This is a genomic window from Cohaesibacter sp. ES.047 (genome assembly GCF_900215505.1).
Taxonomy (GTDB): Bacteria; Pseudomonadota; Alphaproteobacteria; order Rhizobiales; family Cohaesibacteraceae; genus Cohaesibacter.
This window is the reverse complement of sequence record NZ_LT907844.1, coordinates 172,823-195,422: the sequence shown is the minus strand read 5'-3', so window position 1 is coordinate 195,422 and position 22,600 is coordinate 172,823. Positions and strand designations below refer to the sequence as shown.

At 57.0% G+C, this 22,600-nt stretch carries 16 protein-coding genes; 9 read left to right on the top strand and 7 right to left on the bottom strand.

Annotated elements, in window-relative coordinates; translation table 11 throughout:
* Positions 1-64 precede the first annotated feature (64 nt).
* Genes CPH65_RS00815 through CPH65_RS00805 form a run of 3 tightly spaced genes read left to right on the top strand, consistent with a single transcriptional unit; the run spans position 65 to position 2,438 of the window.
* The gene (locus CPH65_RS00815) at positions 65-1,006 is read left to right on the top strand and encodes an ABC transporter substrate-binding protein (RefSeq protein WP_096171708.1); all 942 of its coding nucleotides are present in this window, start codon (positions 65-67) and stop codon (positions 1,004-1,006) included.
* Between the two features lie 5 nt (positions 1,007-1,011).
* A complete protein-coding gene (locus CPH65_RS00810) occupies positions 1,012-1,716 on the top strand; it encodes an ABC transporter ATP-binding protein (protein WP_096171707.1) in 705 nt (234 codons plus the stop codon).
* On the top strand, positions 1,713-2,438 hold the full coding sequence (locus CPH65_RS00805) for an ABC transporter permease (protein WP_096171706.1): 726 nt from the start codon (positions 1,713-1,715) through the stop codon (positions 2,436-2,438). Before CPH65_RS00810 ends, CPH65_RS00805 begins: the two co-directional genes overlap by 4 nt.
* Before the next feature lie 39 nt (positions 2,439-2,477).
* Here CPH65_RS00805 and CPH65_RS00800 read toward each other — a convergent pair whose 3' ends face one another.
* The gene (locus CPH65_RS00800) at positions 2,478-3,206 is read right to left on the bottom strand and encodes a VIT1/CCC1 transporter family protein (RefSeq protein ID WP_096171705.1); all 729 of its coding nucleotides are present in this window, start codon (positions 3,204-3,206) and stop codon (positions 2,478-2,480) included.
* A gap of 196 nt (positions 3,207-3,402) precedes the next feature.
* Entirely contained in the window at positions 3,403-4,305 is a 903-nt protein-coding gene (locus tag CPH65_RS00795) for a hydrogen peroxide-inducible genes activator (RefSeq protein WP_096171704.1), read from the bottom strand.
* A gap of 172 nt (positions 4,306-4,477) precedes the next feature.
* On the opposite strand from CPH65_RS00795, the gene katG reads away from it, so the two are divergent.
* A complete protein-coding gene (katG, locus tag CPH65_RS00790) occupies positions 4,478-6,652 on the top strand; it encodes a catalase/peroxidase HPI (protein ID WP_096171703.1) in 2,175 nt (724 codons plus the stop codon).
* Between the two features lie 102 nt (positions 6,653-6,754).
* On the opposite strand, the gene CPH65_RS00785 is transcribed toward katG, so the two are convergent.
* From CPH65_RS00785 to CPH65_RS00765, 5 genes are all read right to left on the bottom strand, one after another.
* The gene (locus CPH65_RS00785; protein WP_244574500.1) at positions 6,755-7,438 is read right to left on the bottom strand and encodes a L,D-transpeptidase; all 684 of its coding nucleotides are present in this window, start codon (positions 7,436-7,438) and stop codon (positions 6,755-6,757) included.
* Positions 7,439-7,859: 421 nt separating this feature from the next.
* Positions 7,860-9,008: a sodium ion-translocating decarboxylase subunit beta gene (locus tag CPH65_RS00780; RefSeq protein ID WP_096171702.1), complete on the bottom strand. Its 1,149-nt coding sequence runs from the start codon at positions 9,006-9,008 to the stop codon at positions 7,860-7,862.
* A gap of 16 nt (positions 9,009-9,024) precedes the next feature.
* On the bottom strand, positions 9,025-9,423 hold the full coding sequence (locus CPH65_RS00775) for an acetyl-CoA carboxylase biotin carboxyl carrier protein subunit (protein ID WP_096171701.1): 399 nt from the start codon (positions 9,421-9,423) through the stop codon (positions 9,025-9,027).
* A 13-nt stretch (positions 9,424-9,436) separates the two neighbouring features.
* The gene (locus CPH65_RS00770) at positions 9,437-9,820 is read right to left on the bottom strand and encodes an OadG family protein (protein WP_096171700.1); all 384 of its coding nucleotides are present in this window, start codon (positions 9,818-9,820) and stop codon (positions 9,437-9,439) included.
* 15 nt (positions 9,821-9,835) lie between these two features.
* Entirely contained in the window at positions 9,836-11,389 is a 1,554-nt protein-coding gene (locus CPH65_RS00765) for an acyl-CoA carboxylase subunit beta (RefSeq protein ID WP_096171699.1), read from the bottom strand.
* 851 nt (positions 11,390-12,240) lie between these two features.
* On the opposite strand from CPH65_RS00765, the gene CPH65_RS00760 reads away from it, so the two are divergent.
* The 5 genes from CPH65_RS00760 (at position 12,241) to CPH65_RS00740 (ending at position 22,317) form a co-directional block, all read left to right on the top strand.
* Entirely contained in the window at positions 12,241-13,686 is a 1,446-nt protein-coding gene (locus tag CPH65_RS00760; protein ID WP_197704018.1) for a circularly permuted type 2 ATP-grasp protein, read from the top strand.
* Positions 13,686-14,690: an alpha-E domain-containing protein gene (locus CPH65_RS00755; protein ID WP_157747425.1), complete on the top strand. Its 1,005-nt coding sequence runs from the start codon at positions 13,686-13,688 to the stop codon at positions 14,688-14,690. Before CPH65_RS00760 ends, CPH65_RS00755 begins: the two co-directional genes overlap by 1 nt.
* A gap of 196 nt (positions 14,691-14,886) precedes the next feature.
* Positions 14,887-18,267, top strand: coding sequence for a DUF2126 domain-containing protein (locus CPH65_RS00750; protein WP_096171696.1), 3,381 nt, complete (start codon positions 14,887-14,889; stop codon positions 18,265-18,267).
* Between the two features lie 251 nt (positions 18,268-18,518).
* Positions 18,519-21,167, top strand: a complete 2,649-nt coding sequence (locus CPH65_RS00745; protein WP_172891429.1) for a circularly permuted type 2 ATP-grasp protein — start codon at positions 18,519-18,521, stop codon at positions 21,165-21,167.
* 25 nt (positions 21,168-21,192) lie between these two features.
* Positions 21,193-22,317: a transglutaminase family protein gene (locus CPH65_RS00740; RefSeq protein ID WP_096171694.1), complete on the top strand. Its 1,125-nt coding sequence runs from the start codon at positions 21,193-21,195 to the stop codon at positions 22,315-22,317.
* Positions 22,318-22,600: the final 283 nt, after the last annotated feature.

Here is a 22,600-nt window from a genome sequence, read left to right as displayed (position 1 = left end):
GCGCCTTTCACGCTCGATCTTCAAGAGGAGAGATGGAGCGTAAAGGCGCCAAGAGGAACGCGACATGAAATCAATTATCACCGCATTGGCTCTGGCAGCCTCACTCACCACCGCAGTTAGCGCTGAAGAGAGCAAATTCTCGATCATGCTGGACTGGTTCGTTAATCCGGATCACGGCCCGATCATCATCGCCGAGCAACGGGGCTACTTCAAGGATGAAGGGCTGGACGTGGAAATCATCCCGCCAGCCGACCCCGCCGACCCACCCAAGATGGCAGCCGCCGGACAGGTGGATCTTGGCATCTCCTACCAGCCGCATCTCTATCTGCAGCATCGCAACCTGCCGGTCGTTCGTGTCGGCACGCTGGTCGATTCGCCGCTCTACTGCGTCATGGTGGATGCGGATGGACCCATCAAGAGCCTGTCTGATCTGAAGGGCAAGCGGATTGGATATTCGGTGCCTGGCATCGAACAAGCCCTGATGCACCGCATGTTGCGCACCAACGGGGTCGACCCGGCGGATGTGGAACATATCACCGTGAACTTCGCGCTAACCTCTGCCCTTGCTTCAGGCAGAGTTGAGGCCACCTCAGGGGCGTTCCGCAATATCGAAATTCACCAGATGGCGTCGATCGGCCGAAAAGGCAAATGCTTCAACCCCGAAGATCATGGCGTGCCGATCTATGACGAGCTGATCTATGAGGCCAGCAGCAAGCGCACCGACTTCACCGACATCCGCAAATTCCTCAAGGCGACCGCTCGTGCCACCGCTGACATCAAGGCCGATCCGGAAGGCACATGGGAACAGTTCAAGACCTATGCGGACGAGCTTGATGACAAGCTCAACCATGCCGCATGGTTCGACACCTATCCCGTCTTTGCCGATGATCCCATCACGCTTGATCCCAAACGCTATGCCGAATTTGGGACTTACATGAAAGAAATCGGGTTGATCGATGAGGTGCCAGAGGTCGACCAGATCGCCATTGATCTGGGCGCGGAATAGCACCAATGAACAGAACCCCGACCATCGGTGTTACGGGCACAATATCGCTGCAGCAAGAGGTGTTGGTCAAGCCGTTCGCGCTTGACCTCGCCCCTGGCTGGACCTGTCTGCTCGGCCCATCCGGGTCGGGTAAGTCGACGATTCTGCGTCTGCTTGCTGGCCTTGATACCGGCACCCGCTTTGAGGGCGATGTTTCCGTGCCTGACCGGGTTGGCTGGATGGCCCAGAGCGATCTCATGCAGCTACGGCTGACGGTGCTGCAAAATGTCATGTTGATTGAAACCCTCGCCGGGCGGAAGCCCGACGAGGCCCGGGCGCGTGATCTGCTCGCCCGTGTTGGCCTTGATGGCTATGGGGATCGTCTGCCGACAACGCTATCGGGTGGTCAGCGTCAGCGCGTGGCGCTTGCTCGTACGCTGATGAGCGATGCCGACTTGATCCTGCTTGATGAACCCTTTTCCGCGCTTGATCCGGCCACCCGTGCCACGATGCAGGAACTGGCGCACACTCAGTTTGAAGGGCGCACAATTCTGCTCGTCACCCACGATCCGACCGAAGCACTCCGGCTTGGCAGCCGGATCTGGCTGTTGGCCAACAAGTCGCTGGTCAGTGTGCCTCCCATTGCGGGCGATCCGCCGCATGATCTGGCCGACCCGGCCCTGTCCGCAGAGGCGGCCAATTTGCTGATCAGTATCAGGAAGACTGCATGAAAAAAATTGCCTTACCCGCCTTGTTGCTGGCCTTGTGGGAACTGATTGCTTTCTTCGAGCTGTTGCCGCCCTTTATTCTGCCCGGCCCCTATGCGGTTGCCGAGACTTTGGTGACCAAAGCCCCCATGCTGTTCGAGCATTTGCAGGTCACTTTCGGTGAGGTGGCGCTTGGCTTCGTCATTGGCTCGTCTCTGGGGTTGATCTTTGCCGTGGTGATGATGCTTTCGCCGACAATCCGTCAGCATATGCGGCCGCTGCTCAATGCATCACAGGCGATTCCGGTTTTCGTGCTCGCTCCCATCCTCACCCTCTGGTTCGGATATGGCATCGAGCCAAAGGTCGCGATCACCATTCTGTTGATCTTCTTCCCGATCACCTCGGGGCTGCTCGACGGCATGCTCTCGACACCCGCCTCAACGCTTGATCTTGGGCGCATCGCCAAGGCAAGCCGCTGGCGCGAGCTGGTCTGGCTGCGCCTTCCTCATGCCTTGCCACAACTGGCCGCAAGCATCCGCATCGCCATCACCTACGCGCCCACCGGGGCGGTCATCGGTGAATGGGTCGGGGCCTCCAAGGGGCTGGGGTATCTCATGCTGTTGGCCAACGCGCGCTCCCGCACCGAATTGATGTTTGCCGCGCTCGTGCTCGTGGTGGCCATGACCCTGTTGCTGCACAAGGGCGCTGATCTTTTGCTCAAACGCTTTGTCGACAACAGGGGCTAGACCCCCCGAGCGAGATGGCAATCCGCTTAAGGAAACCGGCTATCCGACGATCGCACCGACCGCATAGGCAACAAGGGCACAGACGCCGCCAATCATCACCGTCTCGCCGACGCAGCGCAGGATATTCTCCTTGGTCGACCACCAGCGCAGCAGCCCAAGTCCGACCAACGCACCGAACGTCGCCAGAACAGACAGGACGAAAACAATAGCTGAGGGGTCCATGATGAAATAGGGCGCTAGCGGAATAGAACCGAACAGGACAAAGGACAGGAACGTGACCAGCCCGTCCATGGCCGGTGAGACTTGCCGCATGTCGTGCATTTCAAGCTCGTAATTCATCATCAGATCGGCAACAAGCTCGGGGCTTTTCATCAATTCATCCGCAACGATGCGAGCCGACTCCTTGCCAAGGCCCCGTTCGTCCATCATCTGCAAAAGCTCTTCATATTCCTGATTGGGGTGGGCTTCCAGTTCGTGATAGACGAAACGCCGCTGCCTCGAATAGAGATCCCGCTGCGAGCGCGTCGACAAAAACTCGCCCAGCCCCATCGAGACCGCATCAGCGAACAGGTTGGCAAGCCCGAACACCAGCACGGCGATGGCGCCGATCTGAGCCGTTCCGCTGGTCTGTGCGCCTGCAAATCCAGCCACGATGGCAAAGGTCGTGACAATACCGTCATTGCCGCCATAGACAATTTGTTTGAGAAATTCCTGTACCTGCCCGAGGTTATGAACTTCCTTGCGGTGCTCCTGCCAGTCAATGGCCATGCTTCGGTCCCCTGCCACGTCGTTGCAACGCACCGTGCAACGCGGTCAAGCCACACGGATGCGCGATTCTTTTGGTCGGTGCGAAAAATAGCAGGCATCAAAGCGCCATGACGTGACAAATCTCAATCTGCGACCATCAGCGTCATCTGATCGCACCATCCTTTCGACTATCGAAATCCAGTTCACAGTATCCAGTTCACTGTGATTTCTGCGACAGCCCGACGGTTCGAATGAGATCGGCAATTGTCTTGAGCTGGTCCTGAAGCGGGTTCGACTTGCGCCAGACCATGCCAATGGCGCGGCTTGGTTGTGGTTCGGGCAGGCGAGCGACGGACACAGCCGCTGATCGGCACTCGACCGGCACGGCCATTTGCGGGATCAATGTCACCCCGATGCCCGCGCCAACCATCTGCACCAGCGTTGACAGGGAGCTACCCTCCATCAGATTGCGGGGCAGGGAGGACATGGTCGAACAATAGGAGATGGCCTGATCGCGGAAACAGTGCCCTTCCTCCAGCAGCAAAAGGCGCATTTCTGTTAGCCGCTCCGGAGCAGGCACCGGCTTGTCAGAATCAGCTTCGGAACGCAACAGGACGAAGTCTTCCTCGAACAGCAATTCTTCATGCAAGGATGGCTCGGAAATCGGCAAGGCCACGATGGCCGCTTCAAGCCGGGCATCCAGAATGTCGCGCACCAGCTTTTGCGTCTTGGCCTCCCGTGGCCGCAGGTCGAGGGCCGGGAATGTCAGGGTCAGTTGCTTGATGATATCGGACAACATATAGGGCGCCACCGTCGGGATGACGCCGAACCGGAACTGGCCGGAAAAGGCGTTGTTTGACGCGCGCACCAGATCTTCCAGTTCATCGACGGATTGCAAAATCCCCTGCACACGCTCGGCAAAGGCGCTGCCAAGCGATGTGAGGTGAATTTTGCGCGCATTTCTCTCGACCAGCGGTGCCCCGATCAGCTCTTCCAACTCTTTGATTTGCACAGACAAAGCGGGTTGGGTGACAGAACAGGATTCAGCGGCGCGGCCAAAATGGCCAAGTCGTGCGAGTGCATCGAAGTAGCGCAAATGCTTCATGGAGAACTTATTCATTAGATTTTCTTATCATTAAGGTTAGAAAATGCAATTTTATTTTATCAGATTAACTAGGTATATTCAACGGTACAGAACAATCACGGTATGCGGCGCTTGATCAGAAAAGGGCCGAAACCGGCAGCCGGACTTAGCGCTGCTCAAACAATAAAACCGTCTCTCGGAGGATCAAATGGACCACAGTGATACCAAATCAACCGGCAAATGCCCTGTCATGCACGGCAGCAACACGTCCATGGGAACCGGCGTCATGGATTGGTGGCCCAATGCCCTCAATCTCGACATCCTGCACCAGCACGACCGCAAGACCAATCCATACGATGATGGCTTCGACTACCGCGAGGAAGTCCAGAAGCTGGACTATGAAGCCGTCAAGGCCGATCTGCGCGCCCTGATGAATACGAGCCAGGACTGGTGGCCCGCAGACTGGGGCAGCTATGTTGGCATGTTCGCGCGCGTCGCGTGGCACACAGCTGGATCCTACCGTTTGGCTGATGGCCGCGGTGGTGGCGGCACGGGCAACCAGCGCTTTGCCCCGCTCAACTCATGGCCGGATAACGTCAATACCGACAAGGGTCGCCGTCTGCTTTGGCCGATCAAGAAAAAATACGGCAACAAGCTGTCTTGGGCCGATCTGATCATCTTGTCCGGTACGGTTGCCTATGAAGTCGCAGGCCTGAAGACCTTTGGCTTCGGCTTTGGCCGCGAAGACATCTGGCATCCGGAAAAGGACGTCTATTGGGGTGCGGAGAAGGAATGGCTGGCTGACAGTGATGGCCGCTATGGGGATGTCGACAAGCCTGAAACCATGGAAAACCCACTCGCCGCCGTTCAGATGGGTCTCATCTATGTGAACCCGGAAGGCGTCAACGGCAAGCCTGATCCGATGAAGACCGCTGCGCAGGTGCGCGAAACCTTCGCACGGATGGCAATGAATGATGAGGAAACCGCGGCTCTGACCGCCGGCGGCCACACCATCGGTAAATGCCACGGCAACGGCAACGCGGACGACCTGAGCGCAGATCCAGAAGCCGCCGGTCCTGAATCGCAGGGCATGGGTTGGATGAACGCCAAAGGCCGCGGTGTCGGTCGCGACACGGTTGTCTCCGGCATTGAAGGCGCATGGACCTACAATCCGACCCAGTGGGACATGGGCTATTTCGACAATCTGTTCGGCTACGATTGGGAGCTGGCAAAAAGCCCCGCCGGTGCATGGCAGTGGCAGCCGATCAACATGAAGGAAGAAGACATGCCAGCCGATGTGGAAGATCCTTCCATTCGCTGCGTGCCCATCATGACCGACGCTGACATGGCCATGAAGGTTGACCCGATCTACAATGAAATCTGCCAGCGCTTCATCAAGGATCCGGACTATTTTGCCGAGACCTTCGCCAGAGCATGGTTCAAGCTGACCCACCGCGACATGGGTCCGAAAGCCCGCTATATCGGCCCGTGGGTGCCGGATGAAGATCTGATTTGGCAGGATCCGATCCCTCAGGGCAACACCAGCTACGATGTCGATGCCCTGAAGGCAAAACTGGCCGATTGCGGCCTTTCATCGGCAGATATGATTGCGACCGCGTGGGATAGTGCTCGCAACTATCGCGGCTCCGATATGCGCGGCGGGGCCAATGGCGCTCGCATTCGTCTTGCCCCGCAGAAGGATTTCGAAGGCAATGAGCCGGACCGCCTCGCCAAGGTGCTGGCCGTGCTCGAGCCAATTGCAGCAGAGGCCGGTGCCAGCATCGCCGATACCATCGTGCTCGCTGGTAACGTGGGTGTTGAACAGGCGGTTAAGGCCGCAGGCTTCGACATTCCTGTGCCCTTCGCACCGGGACGCGGCGACGCAACCGACGAAATGACCGATGCAGAAAGCTTCGAACCAATGGAGCCGGTTGCTGATGGCTATCGCAACTATGTCAAGAAGGACTATGTCGTCAGCCCTGAGGAGCTGCTCCTCGACCGCAGCCAGCTGATGGGTCTGACCGCCAAGGAAATGACCATCCTCATTGGTGGCATGCGCATGCTCGGCACCAACTATGGCGGCACCAAACATGGCGTCTTCACCGACAAGCCCGGAGCCCTCACCACGGATTTCTTCGTCAATCTGACCGACATGGCTTACAAGTGGATCCCGGTTGGCAAGAACCTCTATGAAATCCGTGATCGCAACAGCGATGAGCTGAAATGGACCGCTACCCGTGTTGATCTGGTCTTCGGTTCCAACTCGGTTCTTCGGGCCTACGCAGAAGTCTATGCTCAGGACGACAACAAAGAGAAGTTCGCAAAAGACTTCGTTGCCGCCTGGACCAAGGTGATGAATGCAGACCGTTTCGACCTTGCCTAATTTTTGAGGCGCAATGGTCAAAACCTGCTGCTCAAAACACAGAAAACCCCGCCGGACAGTCCGCGCGGGGTTTTCTTTATCTCAAAATTGAAAGGACCGAGGCTAGATCACCACGATCGGGGCCCGGCGTTTGACGCGATCGTAAAGATCGATGATGTCCTGATTCATCATGCGGACACAGCCCGAGGAGACAGCGCGACCAATGGAGCGCACATCGGGGGTGCCGTGCAGACGATAAAGCGTGTCGACGCGATCCTGATAGATATAGATTGCCCGAGAACCAAGCGGGTTCTTTAGCCCCGGATCCATACCGCCATTGTCAAAGCTGTAGCGCTCAAGCGACGGCTTGCGAGCAATCATTTCTTCAGGCGGCACCCAGATAGGCCATTCCGCCTTGCGTCCAACATAGGCGCGTCCAGCCCACTCAAAGCCTGCGCGCCCGAGGCCAACGCCATAACGGCGCGCCAGTCCATAGCGCTCGACAAGATAGACATAGAAATGTTTGGTATCGACGATCAGCGTGCCGACCTTTTCATCGGTGTCATACTCGACGGTACGGCGCAAATATTTTGAATCAACCAGATTTAGGTTGATTGCGGGCAAGGGAAATTCTTCGTCGGGCATCGCCGCATACATCGACTTGTAGTCTTGCAACGTCAGCGGCTTGAGCGCTTCCTTGCGGGCAGCTGGACCACAGCCAGCGAGCAATCCTGCACCGATCAGCGCGGAGCCCTTGAGCATCGTTCGTCTGGAAATGTCAAAGCCGTTCTTGCTGTCGGCTGTCAATAAAGGCGTGTCTTGCAATTTCATACTCTGACCAAATGGCGTGTGTGCTGTTAAGACCTGCCGCAACCGGGCGAAAGGCTTCCTTTAAAGGGGCTGGGTCGTGCCATCGTCGAATCCCCATTTGCCCACTGATATAGCCGCAGCGAAGAAATCTTCGGAAGGTCCTTGTGCGTTATCCCCAGCCTCCCCGATTAGCAATTGCGAGGTGTGACAAATATGCGACCAAGCGCGACCGGGCCAATCTAGCAGTATTCACGCGTCGCAGCGATCACGATTGCTTGAAGGATGGGTGCGCCAAGGCGTTGAAACCGCGCAAAAAAAAGAACCCGGCACCAATGGTGTCGGGCTCTTGATAGGGTCCGAAACCCGTTAGCGAGACGAGCACCGGAAAGGGAAAGCGGGGAGGCCCCGCTTTCGGATGTCAGCTAAACCAGGCGATCATGTAACCGGCAACAACTGCGGTTCCGATAACGCCTGCAACGTTCGGGCCCATGGCATGCATGAGCAGGAAGTTGCTGGGATCAGCACGCTGGCCTTCGACCTGAGAGACGCGGGCTGCCATTGGGACGGCAGACACGCCTGCCGAGCCGATCAGCGGGTTGATCTTGTTCTTGGAGAACAGGTTCATCGCTTTGGCCATCAGGACACCGCAAGAGGTTGCGATGCTGAATGCCACGATGCCGAGGGCCAGAATCTTCATCGTGTCGAAGTTCAGGAACCGTTCAGCGGTCATGGTGATCCCGACAGAAGTCCCCAGGAAGATGGTGATGACGTTGACCACCTCGTTCTGGGCAGCTTTTGACAGACGCTCGGTTTCCAGGCTTTCGCGCAGGAAGTTGCCAAGCATCAGCATGCCGATCAGGGCAGCTGCAGCCGGAACCAGCAGGATAACCAGAATGGTCACCATGCAAGCGAAGATCAGCTTCTCAAGGCGGGAGACCTGACGCAGGGACTGCATGCGGATCTTACGTTCCGCTTCCGTGGTCAGGGCGCGCATGATGGGAGGCTGGATCATCGGCACCAAGGCCATGTAGCTGTAGGCAGCAACGGCAATGGGAGCCAGAAGATGCGGAGCCAGCTTGTTGGCCAGGAAGATCGAGGTCGGGCCGTCAGCACCGCCGATGATGCCAATGGCACCGGCTTCTTGCGGGCTAAAGCCAATTGCAACGGCTCCAAGGAAGGTCGCAAAGACACCGAACTGCGCTGCTGCACCAAGCAGAAGCGTGCGCGGGTTGGCGATGAGCGGACCAAAGTCCGTCAGGGCACCAACGCCCATGAAGATGAGCGGAGGAAAGATCTCCAGCTCAACACCCTTGGAGATGTAGTAGTAGAGTCCGCCACCATGCTCCCCGAGAGGAGCGTTGATCATGCCTTCCGTCGGAAGGTTGGCCAACAGTGCCCCGAAGGCAATCGGGATCAGCAGCAAGGGCTCGAATTTTTTGTAGACGGCCAGATAGAACAGGAGTGCAATGATCGCCCACATCACCATCATTTGCCAGGTGACGTCGCTAAAGGCGGTCAGATTCCAGAGCTGTTCGATCTTGGATATCTCTGTGGTGGTGCCTTCCATTGAAGAAACCCCCTAATCAGGAAAGTGTGACAAGGACTTGGCCCTCGGTCACGGATGCGCCGGGGGTGATGTTGACAGCTGTAACAGTGCCAGCCTGCGGGGCGGTGATGTTGGTGTTCATCTTCATCGCTTCCAGAACCAGCAGGGTATCACCAGCGGCAACTTTCTGGCCAACGGAAACATCAATGCTGATGACCGTGCCAGCCAGCGGGCTGGGGACAGCGCCGTCACCGGCGGGGGCTGCAGGGGCAGCAGCAGGAGCTGCGGCTGCAGGAGCAGCAACAGGTGCCGCCGGAGCTGCAGGTGCAGGAGCTGCGGCCGGAGCAGGAGCTGCAGTGGCTTCGGAAGCGAGATCCTCGTCTTCCACGGTCACATCATAGGTGATGCCTTGTACGGTGATCCGCAAACGTTTCATTACTTAAGTCCTCTCAGGATTTCTGGGTCTCGCGGGCGAGAGTAGGCGCCATGGGGCCCCAATCAGCACGGGTTTTGTGAGCGGTAAAGGCTGCAATGCGCCCTTCCATCGGCCATTCGCTGACTTTGTGAGCCGGAGCCGCCACACGGGTCACGCGGTACCCCGGGCCAAGCGTATCGACTACAGCCGCAGCGATTGCGGCCAGATGGTGAGGGGGGACACCGGCACGGGAGGCGACTGCCGCCCGTGCTGGAACCTGAGGCGATTGCTCTTCTTTGGCTTTCTTCGGAGTGCGGGTAAAGAAAAAACCCACAATCGAACAAGAGGCCCAAAGAGAGGCAAGAGCCAGCAGCACCACTGCGAAACCTATGACGATGAGTTCTAGATTCTCGAGCATGTGGGTTCCTTTTGCTTACAGCGGAATGTTGCCGTGCTTTTTCGGTGGCCGGGTTTCACGTTTGGACATCAGGCCACGAAGCGCCAGAGCGATTGCACTCTTGGTCTCGCGAGGCTGGATGATATCGTGAATGGCCAGCATGCCGGCAGAAAGATAAGGCGTGGCAAACTGGGTCCGGTATTCATCGGCCAGTTCTTTTGCCTTGGCTGTCTTGTCTTCTGCTGCTGCCAGTTCTTTGCGATAAAGAATGTTGACAGCACCTTCAGCACCCATCACGGCGATTTCGGCGGTTGGCCAAGCGATCACCCGGTCAGCACCCATATCTTCACTGCACATGGCAAGATAGGCGCCGCCATAGGCTTTACGCATGATCACGGTGATTTTCGGTACTGTAGCAGAGGCATAGGCAAACAGCATCTTCGCACCATGGCGAATGATACCGCGGCGTTCCTCGTTCACGCCAGGCAAGAAGCCCGGAACGTCAACCAGCGTGACAATGGGGATGTTGTAGACGTTACAGAAGCGAACAAAGCGCGCTGCCTTGTCACTTGCGTCAATGTCCAGCGTACCCGCCTTGACCGTTGGCTGGTTGGAGACGAAGCCGACAACCACACCACCGACGCGGCCAAAGCCGATAACGATGTTGGCTGCGAAATGCTGCATGATTTCCAGGAAGTCGCCATCGTCAGCCAGACGTTTGATGACTTCACGACAGTCAAACGGTGTTTTGGAATCGGCCGGAACCAAATCATCGATGGACGGATCGTCAACAATCTTGAGATCGGCCTCGAGATGATGCGGCGGATCCTGCATGTTGTTCGATGGCAGGAACGACAGCAGCTTGTGCACGATGCTGATGGCGTGCTTGTCGTCTTCCGCGATGAAGTGGATGTTACCGGAAACGGAGGCATGCGCCTGAGCCGAACCGATTTCTTCCATCGTGGTGACCTGACCGGTCACGGCACGGATCACTTCTGGACCACAGATGAACATGCTCGCATTTTCGCGCGTCATGATCAGGAAGTCGGTAAGGGCAGGGCTGTAGGCTGCACCACCGGCACAAGGGCCAGCAATCACCGAAATCTGAGGCACGACACCGGAGAGCAGGACGTTGCGATAGAAGACCTGACCATAGCCGGACAGGGCGCCAACGCCTTCCTGAATGCGAGCTCCTCCAGAGTCATTGAAACCAACAACCGGGACACCAGCTTTCTGCGCATGGTCAAGGGCGTTGCAGATCTTCTTGGCATGAATATCGCCAAGAGAACCGCCGACAACGCCGAAGTCCTGCGAAAAGGCAGCCACGGGACGGCCGTTGATGAAGCCTGTACCAGTGATCACACCGTCTGTCGGGATGGATTTTTCCGCCATGCCGAAATGACGGGTGTTGTGCTGAGCGTGCAGACCGAATTCTTGAAAAGTGCCTTTGGAATAAAGCGTGTCCAGTCGTTCGCGGGCGGTCAGCCGCCCTTTTGCGTGCCTGTCTTCAGCTTTCTTCTTGCCGCCGCCTTCCAGTGCGACGGCGCGCCGCTTCTCCAACTCGTCTGCGAGCGTTTTGGAAATCGCCATAATATAACCGCTTTGCTAGAGCGCGCCCGGGTTGGGCGCTGCATTTTTTCTTTCGAGGAACGGCGGGGTATTCCCCGCAGGGTATCCGGAAATACCCGGATTTCGGGCGTCCAGATCCTCAACGACTAAAGTATTACCGCCTTACTCCACCAAGATAAACGATCAAGATCAAACCGTTGAATAGACCAAAGGCTAGGAAGTGGCGCGTTTTGTCCTTCATTGGTCCAAGAGAAAGCAAAAAACGAGGCAAACTGCGGCTTGATAGGGGTGCTCTATATTACGTAAGCGTAAGAGTAATTTTTTTTTGATTCCTCCCCAAAAGTTCGTGGAAAGGTTGGAAACAGGAGGTCTTTTGCCCTTTTTTCGGGCTTGTGGTTCGAATGAGGGCTGTCTTTTGCACGAGAAATGGAAGGCCGCTGAGTTAGTCTGGTATCAGCGCGCAGCAGATTGGCATGTATGCGCAATTGATAGGCACAAAGGCGCATTTTTGAGCGCTGAGACCCAGTGGTTTTGGTCGGAATATAGGCACCAAAGGTTGAATGTCTAATGGATTCGCTCTTCGAAAGCCCATAACATGCTGAAATGGTGCAGGTTTGTTCGACAACTGACAAGTGTGGTCCAGAACTTGCTCATGAATTGGACGGCAACAGCAACGAGGCATCCGTCGTGTGGGCTGGTGTTGCAACAAATGCAGTGGGGATGCGACCTCGATTGAATCGCTCTTGAGGGAGGGAAACCATCGCAGAAAACTATGGCGTATCGGCATGTCACTTGATTCATCAGGTGATTGGAATGCCGAAAGAAAGGTGAACCGCGTGACTCAATATGATCCGGGCAAGCTGTTCTGTGAAATGTCCAGCAATATGTCGGAACGCAGTCCCAAGCTTGAAGAAATCTGGCGACGCTTCGATGGTGCGGATGTTGAAAACCTCGCCTTGCGATCCAAGGAGGCCGATCTCGAACTGTTCAATCTGGGGGTGACTTTCACAGTCTATAGCGACAAGGATGTCATTGACCGGGTGTTACCCTTCGACATTATTCCGCGCATCCTGACGGCAGGCGAATGGGACATTCTGGATCGGGGTGTCATCCAGCGTGTTGCTGCGATCAATGCCTTTCTGCATGATATCTATAATGACCAACGCGTCATCAAGGACGGGATCGTGCCGGCTGATCTGGTGCTGGGAAATTCCAATTTCCGCAAGCAGATGATGGGCTTCACGCCGGCCGCCGGCGTCTATACCCACATCGCCGGAACAGACATCATTCGCGATGACAATGGGGATTTTCTGGTTCTTGAAGACAATGTGCGCTCGCCCTCCGGTGTGTCCTACGTGGTTGAGAACCGCCATCTGATGGAGCGATCCTTCCCGGATCTGATGGCTGATCTCAAGCTGCGCAAGGTCTCTGACTATGGCCGCAACCTGTTCGAAAAACTGGCCGAGACCGCGCCGGACGGGTGCCGCGACAAGGATGATCCGCAGGTCGTTGTCATGTCGCCGGGCATGTTCAATTCAGCCTATTTCGAACATATCTTTCTGGCGCGTGAAATGGGCGTGCCCGTCGTGGAAGGCAGCGATCTTTTCTGCGATGACGACAAGATCTACATGAAAACGATTGCGGGCCCCCGGCGCGTGGATGTGATTTATCGGCGCATCGATGATGAATTCCTTGACCCCGAGAGCTTCCGGCCTGATTCCGTGCTTGGCGTCAGCGGTCTGATCAAGTCGATGCTTGCTGGCAACGTCACCATTGCCAATGCGATCGGTACAGGGGTTGCCGATGACAAGGCGGTCTATGCTTACATGCCGCGCATCATCAAGTATTTTCTCGGCGAAGAGCCGATCCTTGGCAATGTGGAAACCAACATCTGCCGCGAGCCCGACGCCTTGCAATACACGCTGGACAACCTTGCTGATCTGGTGGTCAAGCCGGTCGGGGAATCCGGCGGGTACGGCATCACCATCGGCCCCAAGGCAAGCAAGGAACAGCTCGAGGAAGCACGGGCTGCCTTGCTCAAGAAGCCTGAGAATTTCATCTCACAGCCGATGATTTCTTTGTCGGTCTGTCCAACCCTTGGCGAGAACCAACTGGTGCCGCGCCACGTCGATCTGCGCCCCTTTGCCGTCACGGGCAGGGGAACATGGGTCTTGCCCGGCGGGCTGACCCGCGTCGCACTCAAGGAGGGTTCCATCATCGTCAACTCGTCTCAGGGCGGCGGTACCAAGGACACTTGGGTGCTGGCCGAAGATACGGGCTCCGGCATCACGCCGACAGCAGCAAAAGGAGATCTCTAATGTCTACCATGTTGCTCAGCCGATACGCAGAAGCCCTGTTCTGGTTCGCCCGCTATATAGAGCGGTCCAAGAGTCTTGCCCGCATACTGAATGTGCAGGCCAGCTTCTGGCAGGACCAGTCCAACCAGGAAAACTGGTCCTCGATCCTCAATCTCTATGTGGATCACGAGCGCTATGCCGAGCGTTACGGCACAGTGACCGCCCAGAAGATTGCGCACTTTTACATCACCGACCGGGAGAACCCGGGCTCGATCCTGTCCTGTCTGTGGGCAGCGCGCGAGAATGCACGCCTGTTGCGCCCGCTGATCTCGGTGTCGATGTGGTCCTACGTAAACGTGATCTATAATGATATGCGCGATCTGGGAGAGCGGGATCTTGATGCCGCCCGTCTGTCGCGGACCTGTGAGGCCATCGCCCGTCGGTGTGATGCCATCATGGGCGTGACCGAGGGCAGCTATTATCGGGACGCGGGGTGGCGCTTCTATCAGCTTGGCCTCTGGATCGAACGGGCCGATCAGACAAGCCGACTGCTGGATGTCAAAATTGCGCAGGTGGCCTCTCAAACCGGCGGAAACAGCATGGCCCTTGGGTCGGAGGCTGAATTCTGGAAGCTTCTGTTGCATTCCTTCGAGGCCTACCATGCCTATCAGCGCACCCATGCTGGGCGCCTCGACCCCAAGAAGGTCGCCGACTTCCTGATGTTCAATCAGGGGTTCCCGCGTTCGCTTGCCCATTGTATCGGAGAGATGCAGGTGGTTCTGAATGACCTCTATCTCGGCTTTCATCTGCGCCATGTGGCCCAGAGCTATGAGGAGGTGGAAATGCTCTTGTACGAGCTTGAGGCCGCATCTCAGGATCCGCATCTGCATCTGCGGTTCCACGGCTTCAATGATAAGGTGCAAAACCGTCTGATGGCTGTGACAGGCAGTTTGGGCAAGTCATTCTTTGGACATGGTGATCTGTCTACAAAAACAGAGCAGACGCAAAGTCAAAGCCAGACCTAGCGCATCCGGTGGATCGCGCCAGTGGCAAAGATGACCCAGTGGCAAAGATGATAAAGATAGCAAACAGGCAATACCAGAGCGTTTTCCCCAACCCGCCAGCAGGGAACAAGGGGAAACGGTCAGATCCTTTGCGGATCATACGTATTTGAGTGAAACGACTTCCGATATCGGGGCAAATCAATAAAGGCTCATTATAATGTCCATTCATGCAGCTTTGACGCATAGAACGAAATACAGCTATGATCGGCCGACCCGAATGGGTGCCCAGATCATTCGTCTGCGCCCGGCTCCTCACACCCGCAACCAGCTTCTGTCCTACTCCCTCAAGGTTGAACCGGCAGAGCATTGGATCAACTGGCAGCAGGATGCTTTCGGCAATTTCATGGCGCGCATCGTGTTCCCCGAGAAGGTGGATTTCTTCGAGGTGACCGTCGATCTGGTCACGGAAATGGCCGTGATCAACCCCTTTGATTTCTTCATCGAGGAAGCCGCCGAGCTTTTCCCCTTCACCTATTCGGCAGAAGAGAAAAAGGATCTGACGCCTTATCTTGAGGAAGGGCCGTCGACGCCCCTGTTCGAGCAATTGATGACCGAGGTCGAGCCGCTCTGGAAAGACAAGAAGGATCTCAAGACCATTGATCTGCTTGTGCAGACCAACCAGATTGTCGAGCAGAAGATCGATTATCTCATCCGCATGGAACCGGGCGTTCAGAAGCCAGAGGAAACGTTGGAAAACGGCTCAGGCTCTTGCCGCGACAGTGCCTGGTTGCTGGTCAACGTGCTGCGCCGTCTCGGGCTGGCGGCCCGCTTTACCTCTGGCTACCTCATTCAGCTCAAGCCTGACGTCAAGCCGCTGGAAGGCCCGGAAGGCACCGATCATGACTTCACCGATCTGCATGCCTGGACCGAGGTCTATGTTCCCGGTGCGGGCTGGATCGGTCTCGATCCGACCTCCGGTCTTCTGACCGGCGAAAGCCACATTCCGCTTGCCGCGACGCCGCATCCGGTGTCCGCCGCTCCCATCAACGGTGCTCATGAGAAGGCCGAAGTCGAGTTCGAATTCGAAATGGAGGTCAAGCGCATCTTCGAACGTCCGCGCGTGACCAAGCCATACACCGACGAGCAATGGGCCGATATCAACGCGATGGGCGAGGCGGTCGACGAGCGGCTTGTCGAGGGCGATGTCCGATTGACCATGGGCGGCGAGCCGACCTTTATCTCCATCGATGACTATGAAGGGGATGAATGGAACACAGCAGCCGTCGGACCGAGCAAGCGTTATTATGCGGAAAATCTCATTCGCCGCTTGCGTGATCGCTTTGCCCCGGGAGGCCTTTTGCATTTTGGTCAGGGCAAATGGTACCCCGGCGAGCAGCTGCCGCGTTGGGCCTTCGCGCTTTATTGGCGGGCCGATGAAGAACCGCTTTGGGAAGATCCTGCACTGATTGATCAGGAGACCCCGAAACATCCCGCCGACCACAAGGTCGCTCAGAAATTCATCTACAAGCTGGTCGAAAATCTCAAGATCGATCCCAAATGCATCCTGCCCGCCTATGAGGATCCTGCCCATTTTGCTCTCGTCGAGCAGAAGCTGCCAATTGGTATCGATCCGGCGAACAACAAGATCGACGATCCCATCGAGCGGGCCCGCATCGTCAAGGTCTTCGAGCAGGGGCTGGCTGATCCCGTCGGCTTCGTGCTGCCGGTTCAGGCGTGGAACTCCGAGGTCTATGGCCGCTCGTGGATGTCGGAAGTTTGGAAATTCCGCCGCGAAAAACTCTATATCATCCCCGGCGATTCTCCGGTCGGCTTCCGTCTGCCGCTCGGCTCCCTGACCTACATTCCCGAAACCGAGTTTCCGCATGTGATGCCAATGGATCCCCATGCGGCCCACGCGGCACTGCCCGCGCGTGAAGCTCTGCTGCGTGACCGCCGACAACCCTTCAAGAGCCGCGAAAAGCTCAAGAAAACCGATCCGGCCAAGCTGCTTGAAGCACCTGAAGTCGAGCGGCACGAGACCCGGGAAAACACCTTCATTCCGCTCAACGAGGTGCCCGGTCATGTGCGCACGGCCCTTACGGTGGAGCCGCGTGACGGGCATTTGTGCATCTTCATGCCGCCGCTTAACAATGCAGAAGACTATGCCGCCATGGTCGCGGCCATCGAGGATGCGGCCAAATCCGTCGGTCAGCCCGTCCATATCGAGGGCTACGAGCCGCCGTCCGATCCGCGCCTCAACGTCATCAAGGTCACTCCGGATCCGGGCGTGATCGAGGTGAATATCCAGCCAGCATCCAGTTGGAAGGAAGCCTCCAAGATCACGCAGGTTCTCTACGAGGAAGCGCGTCTGGCGCGCCTTGGCACCGAGAAATTCATGCTCGATGGCCGCCACACCGGCACCGGCGGGGGCAACCATATCGTGATGGGAGGTGTTACTCCGTCCGATAGCCCCTTCTTGCGCCGGCCCGATCTGGTGGCGAGCCTGATCACCTATTGGCAGAACCACCCCAGCCTCTCCTATCTCTTCTCGGGCACCTTCATTGGCCCGACCTCGCAGGCGCCCCGCGTCGATGAGGGCCGCCACGAAGGGCTCTACGAGTTGGAGATTGCGCTCAAGCAGGTGCCATTGCCCGGCGAGGGATATATTCCAAACTGGCAGGTGGATCGCCTGTTCCGCAACCTGTTGATCGACGTGACAGGCAACACCCATCGCGCCGAGATCTGCATCGACAAGCTTTTCTCGCCTGATGGGCCGACGGGGCGTTTGGGGCTGGTTGAGTTCCGCTCCTTCGAGATGCCACCGCATGAGCGCATGTCGCTCGCCCAGCAACTGTTGCTCAGGGCCATCATCGCGCGGTTGTGGGAACGCCCGTGCCGTAACAAGCTTGTTCGCTGGGGCACCCAGCTTCACGACCGTTTCATGCTGCCCCACTATGTGCGTGAGGATTTCCGGGATGTGCTGCTGGATCTGGCCAACCATGATCTCAAGCTTGAGGAAGACTGGTTTGCCTCACATTTTGAATTCCGCTTCCCGCGCTATGGTGAGGTGAATTATGACGGCGTTCAGGTTGAGCTGCGTCAGGCCCTCGAGCCATGGAACGTGCTGGGTGAGGAGGGAGCCGTTGGCGGCACCGCCAGATATGTCGACAGCTCACTTGAACGTGTTCAGGTCAAGGTCAATGGCCTCAATCCGGATCGCCACATCCTGACGGTCAACGAAGTTGCCATACCGCTGCGGCCGACCGGACGGCAGGACGAAGCCGTGGCCGGTGTGCGCTATCGCGCCTGGCAGCCGCCGTCCTGTCTTCATCCGATGATCGGCGTTCATACGCCGCTGACCTTTGATCTGCTCGACAAATGGAACATGCGCTCCCTTGGTGGTTGCCGGTATCACGTGGCGCATCCGGGTGGTCGGGGCTATGAAACATTCCCCGTCAATGCCTATGAGGCCGAAAGCCGCCGCCTGTCACGATTTGAGACGATCGGGCACACGCCGGGCTTCTTTGATCCGGTCAAACTTGATGACAATGCGGAATTTCCTTACACGCTGGATCTTCGTCTTGCTTCTGTTAGGTAACAAAGACAAGATGTTAGGTAGTTCTGGACGGCTTTGATAAGAGTAAAAGGGGCGACAATAGTCGCCTCTTCTCGTGTAAAAGTTGTCTTTACCCATAGATATTAGAATATAGAGCAATAGAGTTCGCTATCTGTCTTTGTTTTTTCATTCAAGGGGTGCTAAAAGCAGAGACCCGGCAAACGGACGAGGGGTAAAACACTCGCAGCAAAACCGGCAACAGAACAATAATCATAAAAATGAGTTTGAGGGGGATGGCTCATGACCGCGGAACCGTTATGCAAGTAAACCAGTCAAAGCCTACCGAGAACCAGAGCTCGAACGGTGGCAGCACCAATCGCTCCGGACAGGTGCAATTGAACATGCCCACCCTGCTTTATCAGCCGCAGGCCGGTATCCATGATGAAATGATGGATAGCAACGGTCAGATTCGGCCTCATTGGCAAAACTGGTTTCAGTCTTTTTCCAACTGGTCGCCCGATGAACGCACATCCCATGCAGAGCAGCTCAATCAGGTGGTGCGGGAAACCGGCATTGCCTATGATCTTTTTGCTGATCCCAACGAGACAAAACAGCCCTGGTCGATCGATCTGGCACCGCTGATCATTTCACCTGAAGAATGGCAATGGCTGAAAGCTGCGCTTGCTCAAAGAGCGCGCCTGTTCAACGCCATCAATCTCGACCTGTATGGCCCGCAGAAACTGATCCGGGAAGGGCTCGTTCCTGCAGCCCTGATCTTTAGCGACAAGACCTACCTGCGCTCGATGCAGGGCCATAAGAATATGTCCAACGGGTTGCAGTTCTTTGCCTCCGACCTTGCCAAGGGGCCCGATGGCACATGGCGGGTGCTGGACAACCATGCCGAAACCCCTGCCGGAGTGGGATTTGCGCTTGCGAACAGGATTTCGCTCACCCATTGCGAAAGCAATATGTTCCGCGAGAGCCGCGCCTTGCGCCTTGCGCCCTATTTCCAGCAGCTCCAGACCACGCTGATCAATCGGTCCGGCGTTGATGATCCGCATATCGCGGTGCTGTCGCCCGGCCCCGATCATCCCGATTATTTCTCCCATGCCTATCTGGCCCGCTATCTGGGGTATCTGCTTGTCGAAGGCGGAGATCTGGTTTGTCAGAACAATCAGGTCTGCCTGAAAACACTTGCTGGTCTGAAACCCATCGACCTGATCGTCCGGTCCATCGAAGGTGCCAAAGCCGATCCTTTGGAGCTGGATCCCACCGGCTTTGACGGTGCCACCTCCATGGTGCGCGCCGTGCGCGGCATGGGTGTCAAGATCGTCAACCAGCTTGGCACGGCCATAGTCGAGAACCGCGGCATTGCGCCCTATTTGCCGCGCATCTGCCAGTATCTGCTGAGCGAGGATCTCAAACTGCACGAAGCCCCGCGCTGGTGGCTTGGTGATCCCGCTTCCAAAAGTCATCTGGTTGACAATCTCGACGAGATGCTGATTTCCAACGCGCATGAAGGATCCGGGCGACCGGGCGAAGTGCGACCCGCCGTCGACGGGGCCGAACTTGACGAAGCGGGCAGGGAACAGCTCATGCAGCGCATCGAGCTGTTCGGCAATCAGATGATTGCAGAAAAGAAGATGGACTTTTCAACCACGCCCAGTTGGGACGGAAACAGCCTCAAGCCGCAATCCTTTGCCGTGCGCTTTTATACCTTCCGGCGTTCCAAGAACTATCAGGTCATGCCCGGTGGATTGTCGATGTCCCTTGGTGCCCAGAAGGCCGTGGGGCTCTATTCGCCCGATGGCATCACCCGCGACGTTTGGGTGCAAAGTGATGCGACACCCGCACCGTTCGAGAGCATCTGGGCAAGCCGGGAATCCCCATCTGCCTATTCCCGCGCCGGACGCTCGTTGCAAAGCCGCATAGCGGACAATCTTTTCTGGCTGGGCCGCAATGTGGAGCGCGCAGAATGGCAATTCCGCCTGTGCCGGCAGGCCTTGAGCCGCCTCAATGAGGACAGTGGTCCGGAGGAAGATCAGCGCACCATCACGACGGCCCTCAACAGCTTGATCCTGCGTGCCCCCAAAGCTCCGATCTTTGACGCCGGTTTCGGTGGCATGAACGAAATCGAGCGACTGGTCCGCACCATCCTTTATGGCAAGGGGCGGGTGCATGGCTTTCAAGAATCCCGGTTCCACATGCATCGGCTTGCGGGTCTGACCCGCGATCGCATGTCGTCTGACGCGTGGCGCATCCTCAATGACTTCTTCACGGATCGGCGCTGGCATCAACAGCCCGGATTCGTACATTCGGGGCAGGTGGTCGATCTGATCGATCGAGGGCTCATCAGCCTCGCCGCATTCTCGGGCGTTGCCATGGAGAATATGACTCGCAACTATGGTTGGCGGTTCCTGGATATGGGACGGCGCATCGAGCGGGCGGAAAATCTGTCTTCCCTGTTCAGCCGGCTGGTCTTCTCATCCGGCATGGCCGCAGATGCACCGCGCCGCATGATGTTCATTCTTGAAGTCGCGGACAGCTTCATCACCTATCGCTCGCGCTATCGCATCATGCCATCGCTGCCAGCAGTGATCGATCTTCTGTTGCTCGACGAGGCCAATCCGCGGTCCATGGTGTTCCAGATTGCAGCCCTTCATGATCACATCCACTCGCTGCCCAAGGAGCCTGAAATCGGCCAGCGCAGCGAAGAGAACCGATTGGTGCTCAGTCTGTTGTCCCAATTGCAGCTTGCAGAGGGCCATTTGCTAGCGCAGATCCCGCAACTGGATGAAGGCAAGGACATCGAGCAGATGATCGCCGAGGAATCCGAACTCGAACGCCTGTTGCGAGACCAGACGAACCAATTGCCGTTGCTCACGGAAATCCTGACCCGGCGCTATTTTACGCACACCGAAGAACAGCCCTATCGTATCTGAGTCATCGAGAGGCCGGACCAAACCAATGCGCTATCGTATCACGCACAAAACGGACTATCGCTACGCCAATGCCGTGGCGCAGTCCAACCATCTGGTTCATCTCGCTCCTCGCCAGACCAAGGGTCAGCTTGTCGAGAGCCATGAGCTTGTCATCAGCCCGCGTCCTGCGAGCCAGCGGGACTTCTTTGACTATTTCGGCAATCCCACGGTGCATCTGACCATCGAAGAGGATCACAATGTTCTGTCGATCCATGCCTTTTCCACGATCCGGGTCGAGCGTGATCATGCCGAAGCGGTCGAGAATGCTTCCGCCAGTTGGGAAACCGTGCGTGACCTGATGCGCGATCCGGCCCATGCTTCGGAAGCGGAATTCTCATGCTATTCGGGCTTTACCACCCCCAACCATGAGATCGCCGAATATGGCGCCCAGTCCTTCACGCCGGGACGGCCCTTGCTTGATGCCGTCAGTGAGCTGACAAGCCGCATCTACACCGACTTCGAATATGACGGTGTGGTCACCGATGCATCCACGCCCGTCGAGCGAGTGTTCGAGATCATGGGCGGTGTCTGTCAGGACTTTGCGCATCTTCAACTGGCCTGCCTGCGTGCCATGGGCCTTCCCGCACGCTATGTGTCGGGCTACCTGCGCACCTATCCGCCCGAGGGGCAGCCCCGGCTCATAGGGGCGGATGCGTCTCATGCATGGATATCCGTCTGGTGCCCCGAGGCAGGATGGGTGGATTTTGACCCGACCAACAACAAGGTCATTGCCGATGAGCATGTCACCTTGACCATCGGTCGCGATTTCGAGGATATCAGCCCCATTTCCGGCATCATCCTTGGCGGCGGCAACCATTTTGTCGATGTGTCCGTGGACGTGATGCCCATCGATGACAATGGCAACGAGATTGGCGCGTCAGTCGATCCCGAAGGCGCTCCCGCCCCGGCAGAGCAGTCCCAAAGCCAGACGAGCCAGACAGCGTCGCAGCAACCGGATCTGACACGTCAGAACCAGCAGGTTCAGGAGCAAAATCAATCCGTAAATGCACAGTCGACCCAACTTCAGCAGGCTGAAAGCGCTTCTCTCTCGGAAGACAAGGACGCCTCCGAAACGCCTCCCCAACCGGTTACGGGCGACAGGACCTACTAGCGCCCCTTCCCTCGACGGGCCAGCATCAGAGCCCATCCACCGCTTCTAGGGCCGCAACCCATAAGGGGCTGAGTTGGTGCTGACATCGTCTCATCTTGCAGCCAAGGGGCTTGGTCAGGATGGCGCTCAGAGCGTTCGGACTGTGCGAGTCACAACTGCGACGCGGTGCAAAAATGCATGACACCGATGTCTAAATCGCATAGCTAAGGTGGTGTTTTGAGTAAGTTTTTCTCCTGATTGCAGATCTCCAGAAACCGCATTTTCCCATAGTGGACCATATTAA

Coding starts and splice junctions, on each gene's coding strand:
- CPH65_RS00815 (WP_096171708.1), top strand. CDS start 65: ATGAAATCAATTATCACCGCATTGGCTCTGGCAGCCTCACTCACCACC.
- CPH65_RS00810 (WP_096171707.1), top strand. CDS start 1,012: ATGAACAGAACCCCGACCATCGGTGTTACGGGCACAATATCGCTGCAG.
- CPH65_RS00805 (WP_096171706.1), top strand. CDS start 1,713: ATGAAAAAAATTGCCTTACCCGCCTTGTTGCTGGCCTTGTGGGAACTG.
- CPH65_RS00800 (WP_096171705.1), bottom strand. CDS start 3,206: ATGGCCATTGACTGGCAGGAGCACCGCAAGGAAGTTCATAACCTCGGG.
- CPH65_RS00795 (WP_096171704.1), bottom strand. CDS start 4,305: ATGAATAAGTTCTCCATGAAGCATTTGCGCTACTTCGATGCACTCGCA.
- katG (WP_096171703.1), top strand. CDS start 4,478: ATGGACCACAGTGATACCAAATCAACCGGCAAATGCCCTGTCATGCAC.
- CPH65_RS00780 (WP_096171702.1), bottom strand. CDS start 9,008: ATGGAAGGCACCACCACAGAGATATCCAAGATCGAACAGCTCTGGAAT.
- CPH65_RS00775 (WP_096171701.1), bottom strand. CDS start 9,423: ATGAAACGTTTGCGGATCACCGTACAAGGCATCACCTATGATGTGACC.
- CPH65_RS00770 (WP_096171700.1), bottom strand. CDS start 9,820: ATGCTCGAGAATCTAGAACTCATCGTCATAGGTTTCGCAGTGGTGCTG.
- CPH65_RS00765 (WP_096171699.1), bottom strand. CDS start 11,389: ATGGCGATTTCCAAAACGCTCGCAGACGAGTTGGAGAAGCGGCGCGCC.
- CPH65_RS00760 (WP_197704018.1), top strand. CDS start 12,241: ATGTCCAGCAATATGTCGGAACGCAGTCCCAAGCTTGAAGAAATCTGG.
- CPH65_RS00755 (WP_157747425.1), top strand. CDS start 13,686: ATGTCTACCATGTTGCTCAGCCGATACGCAGAAGCCCTGTTCTGGTTC.
- CPH65_RS00750 (WP_096171696.1), top strand. CDS start 14,887: ATGTCCATTCATGCAGCTTTGACGCATAGAACGAAATACAGCTATGAT.
- CPH65_RS00745 (WP_172891429.1), top strand. CDS start 18,519: ATGGCTCATGACCGCGGAACCGTTATGCAAGTAAACCAGTCAAAGCCT.
- CPH65_RS00740 (WP_096171694.1), top strand. CDS start 21,193: ATGCGCTATCGTATCACGCACAAAACGGACTATCGCTACGCCAATGCC.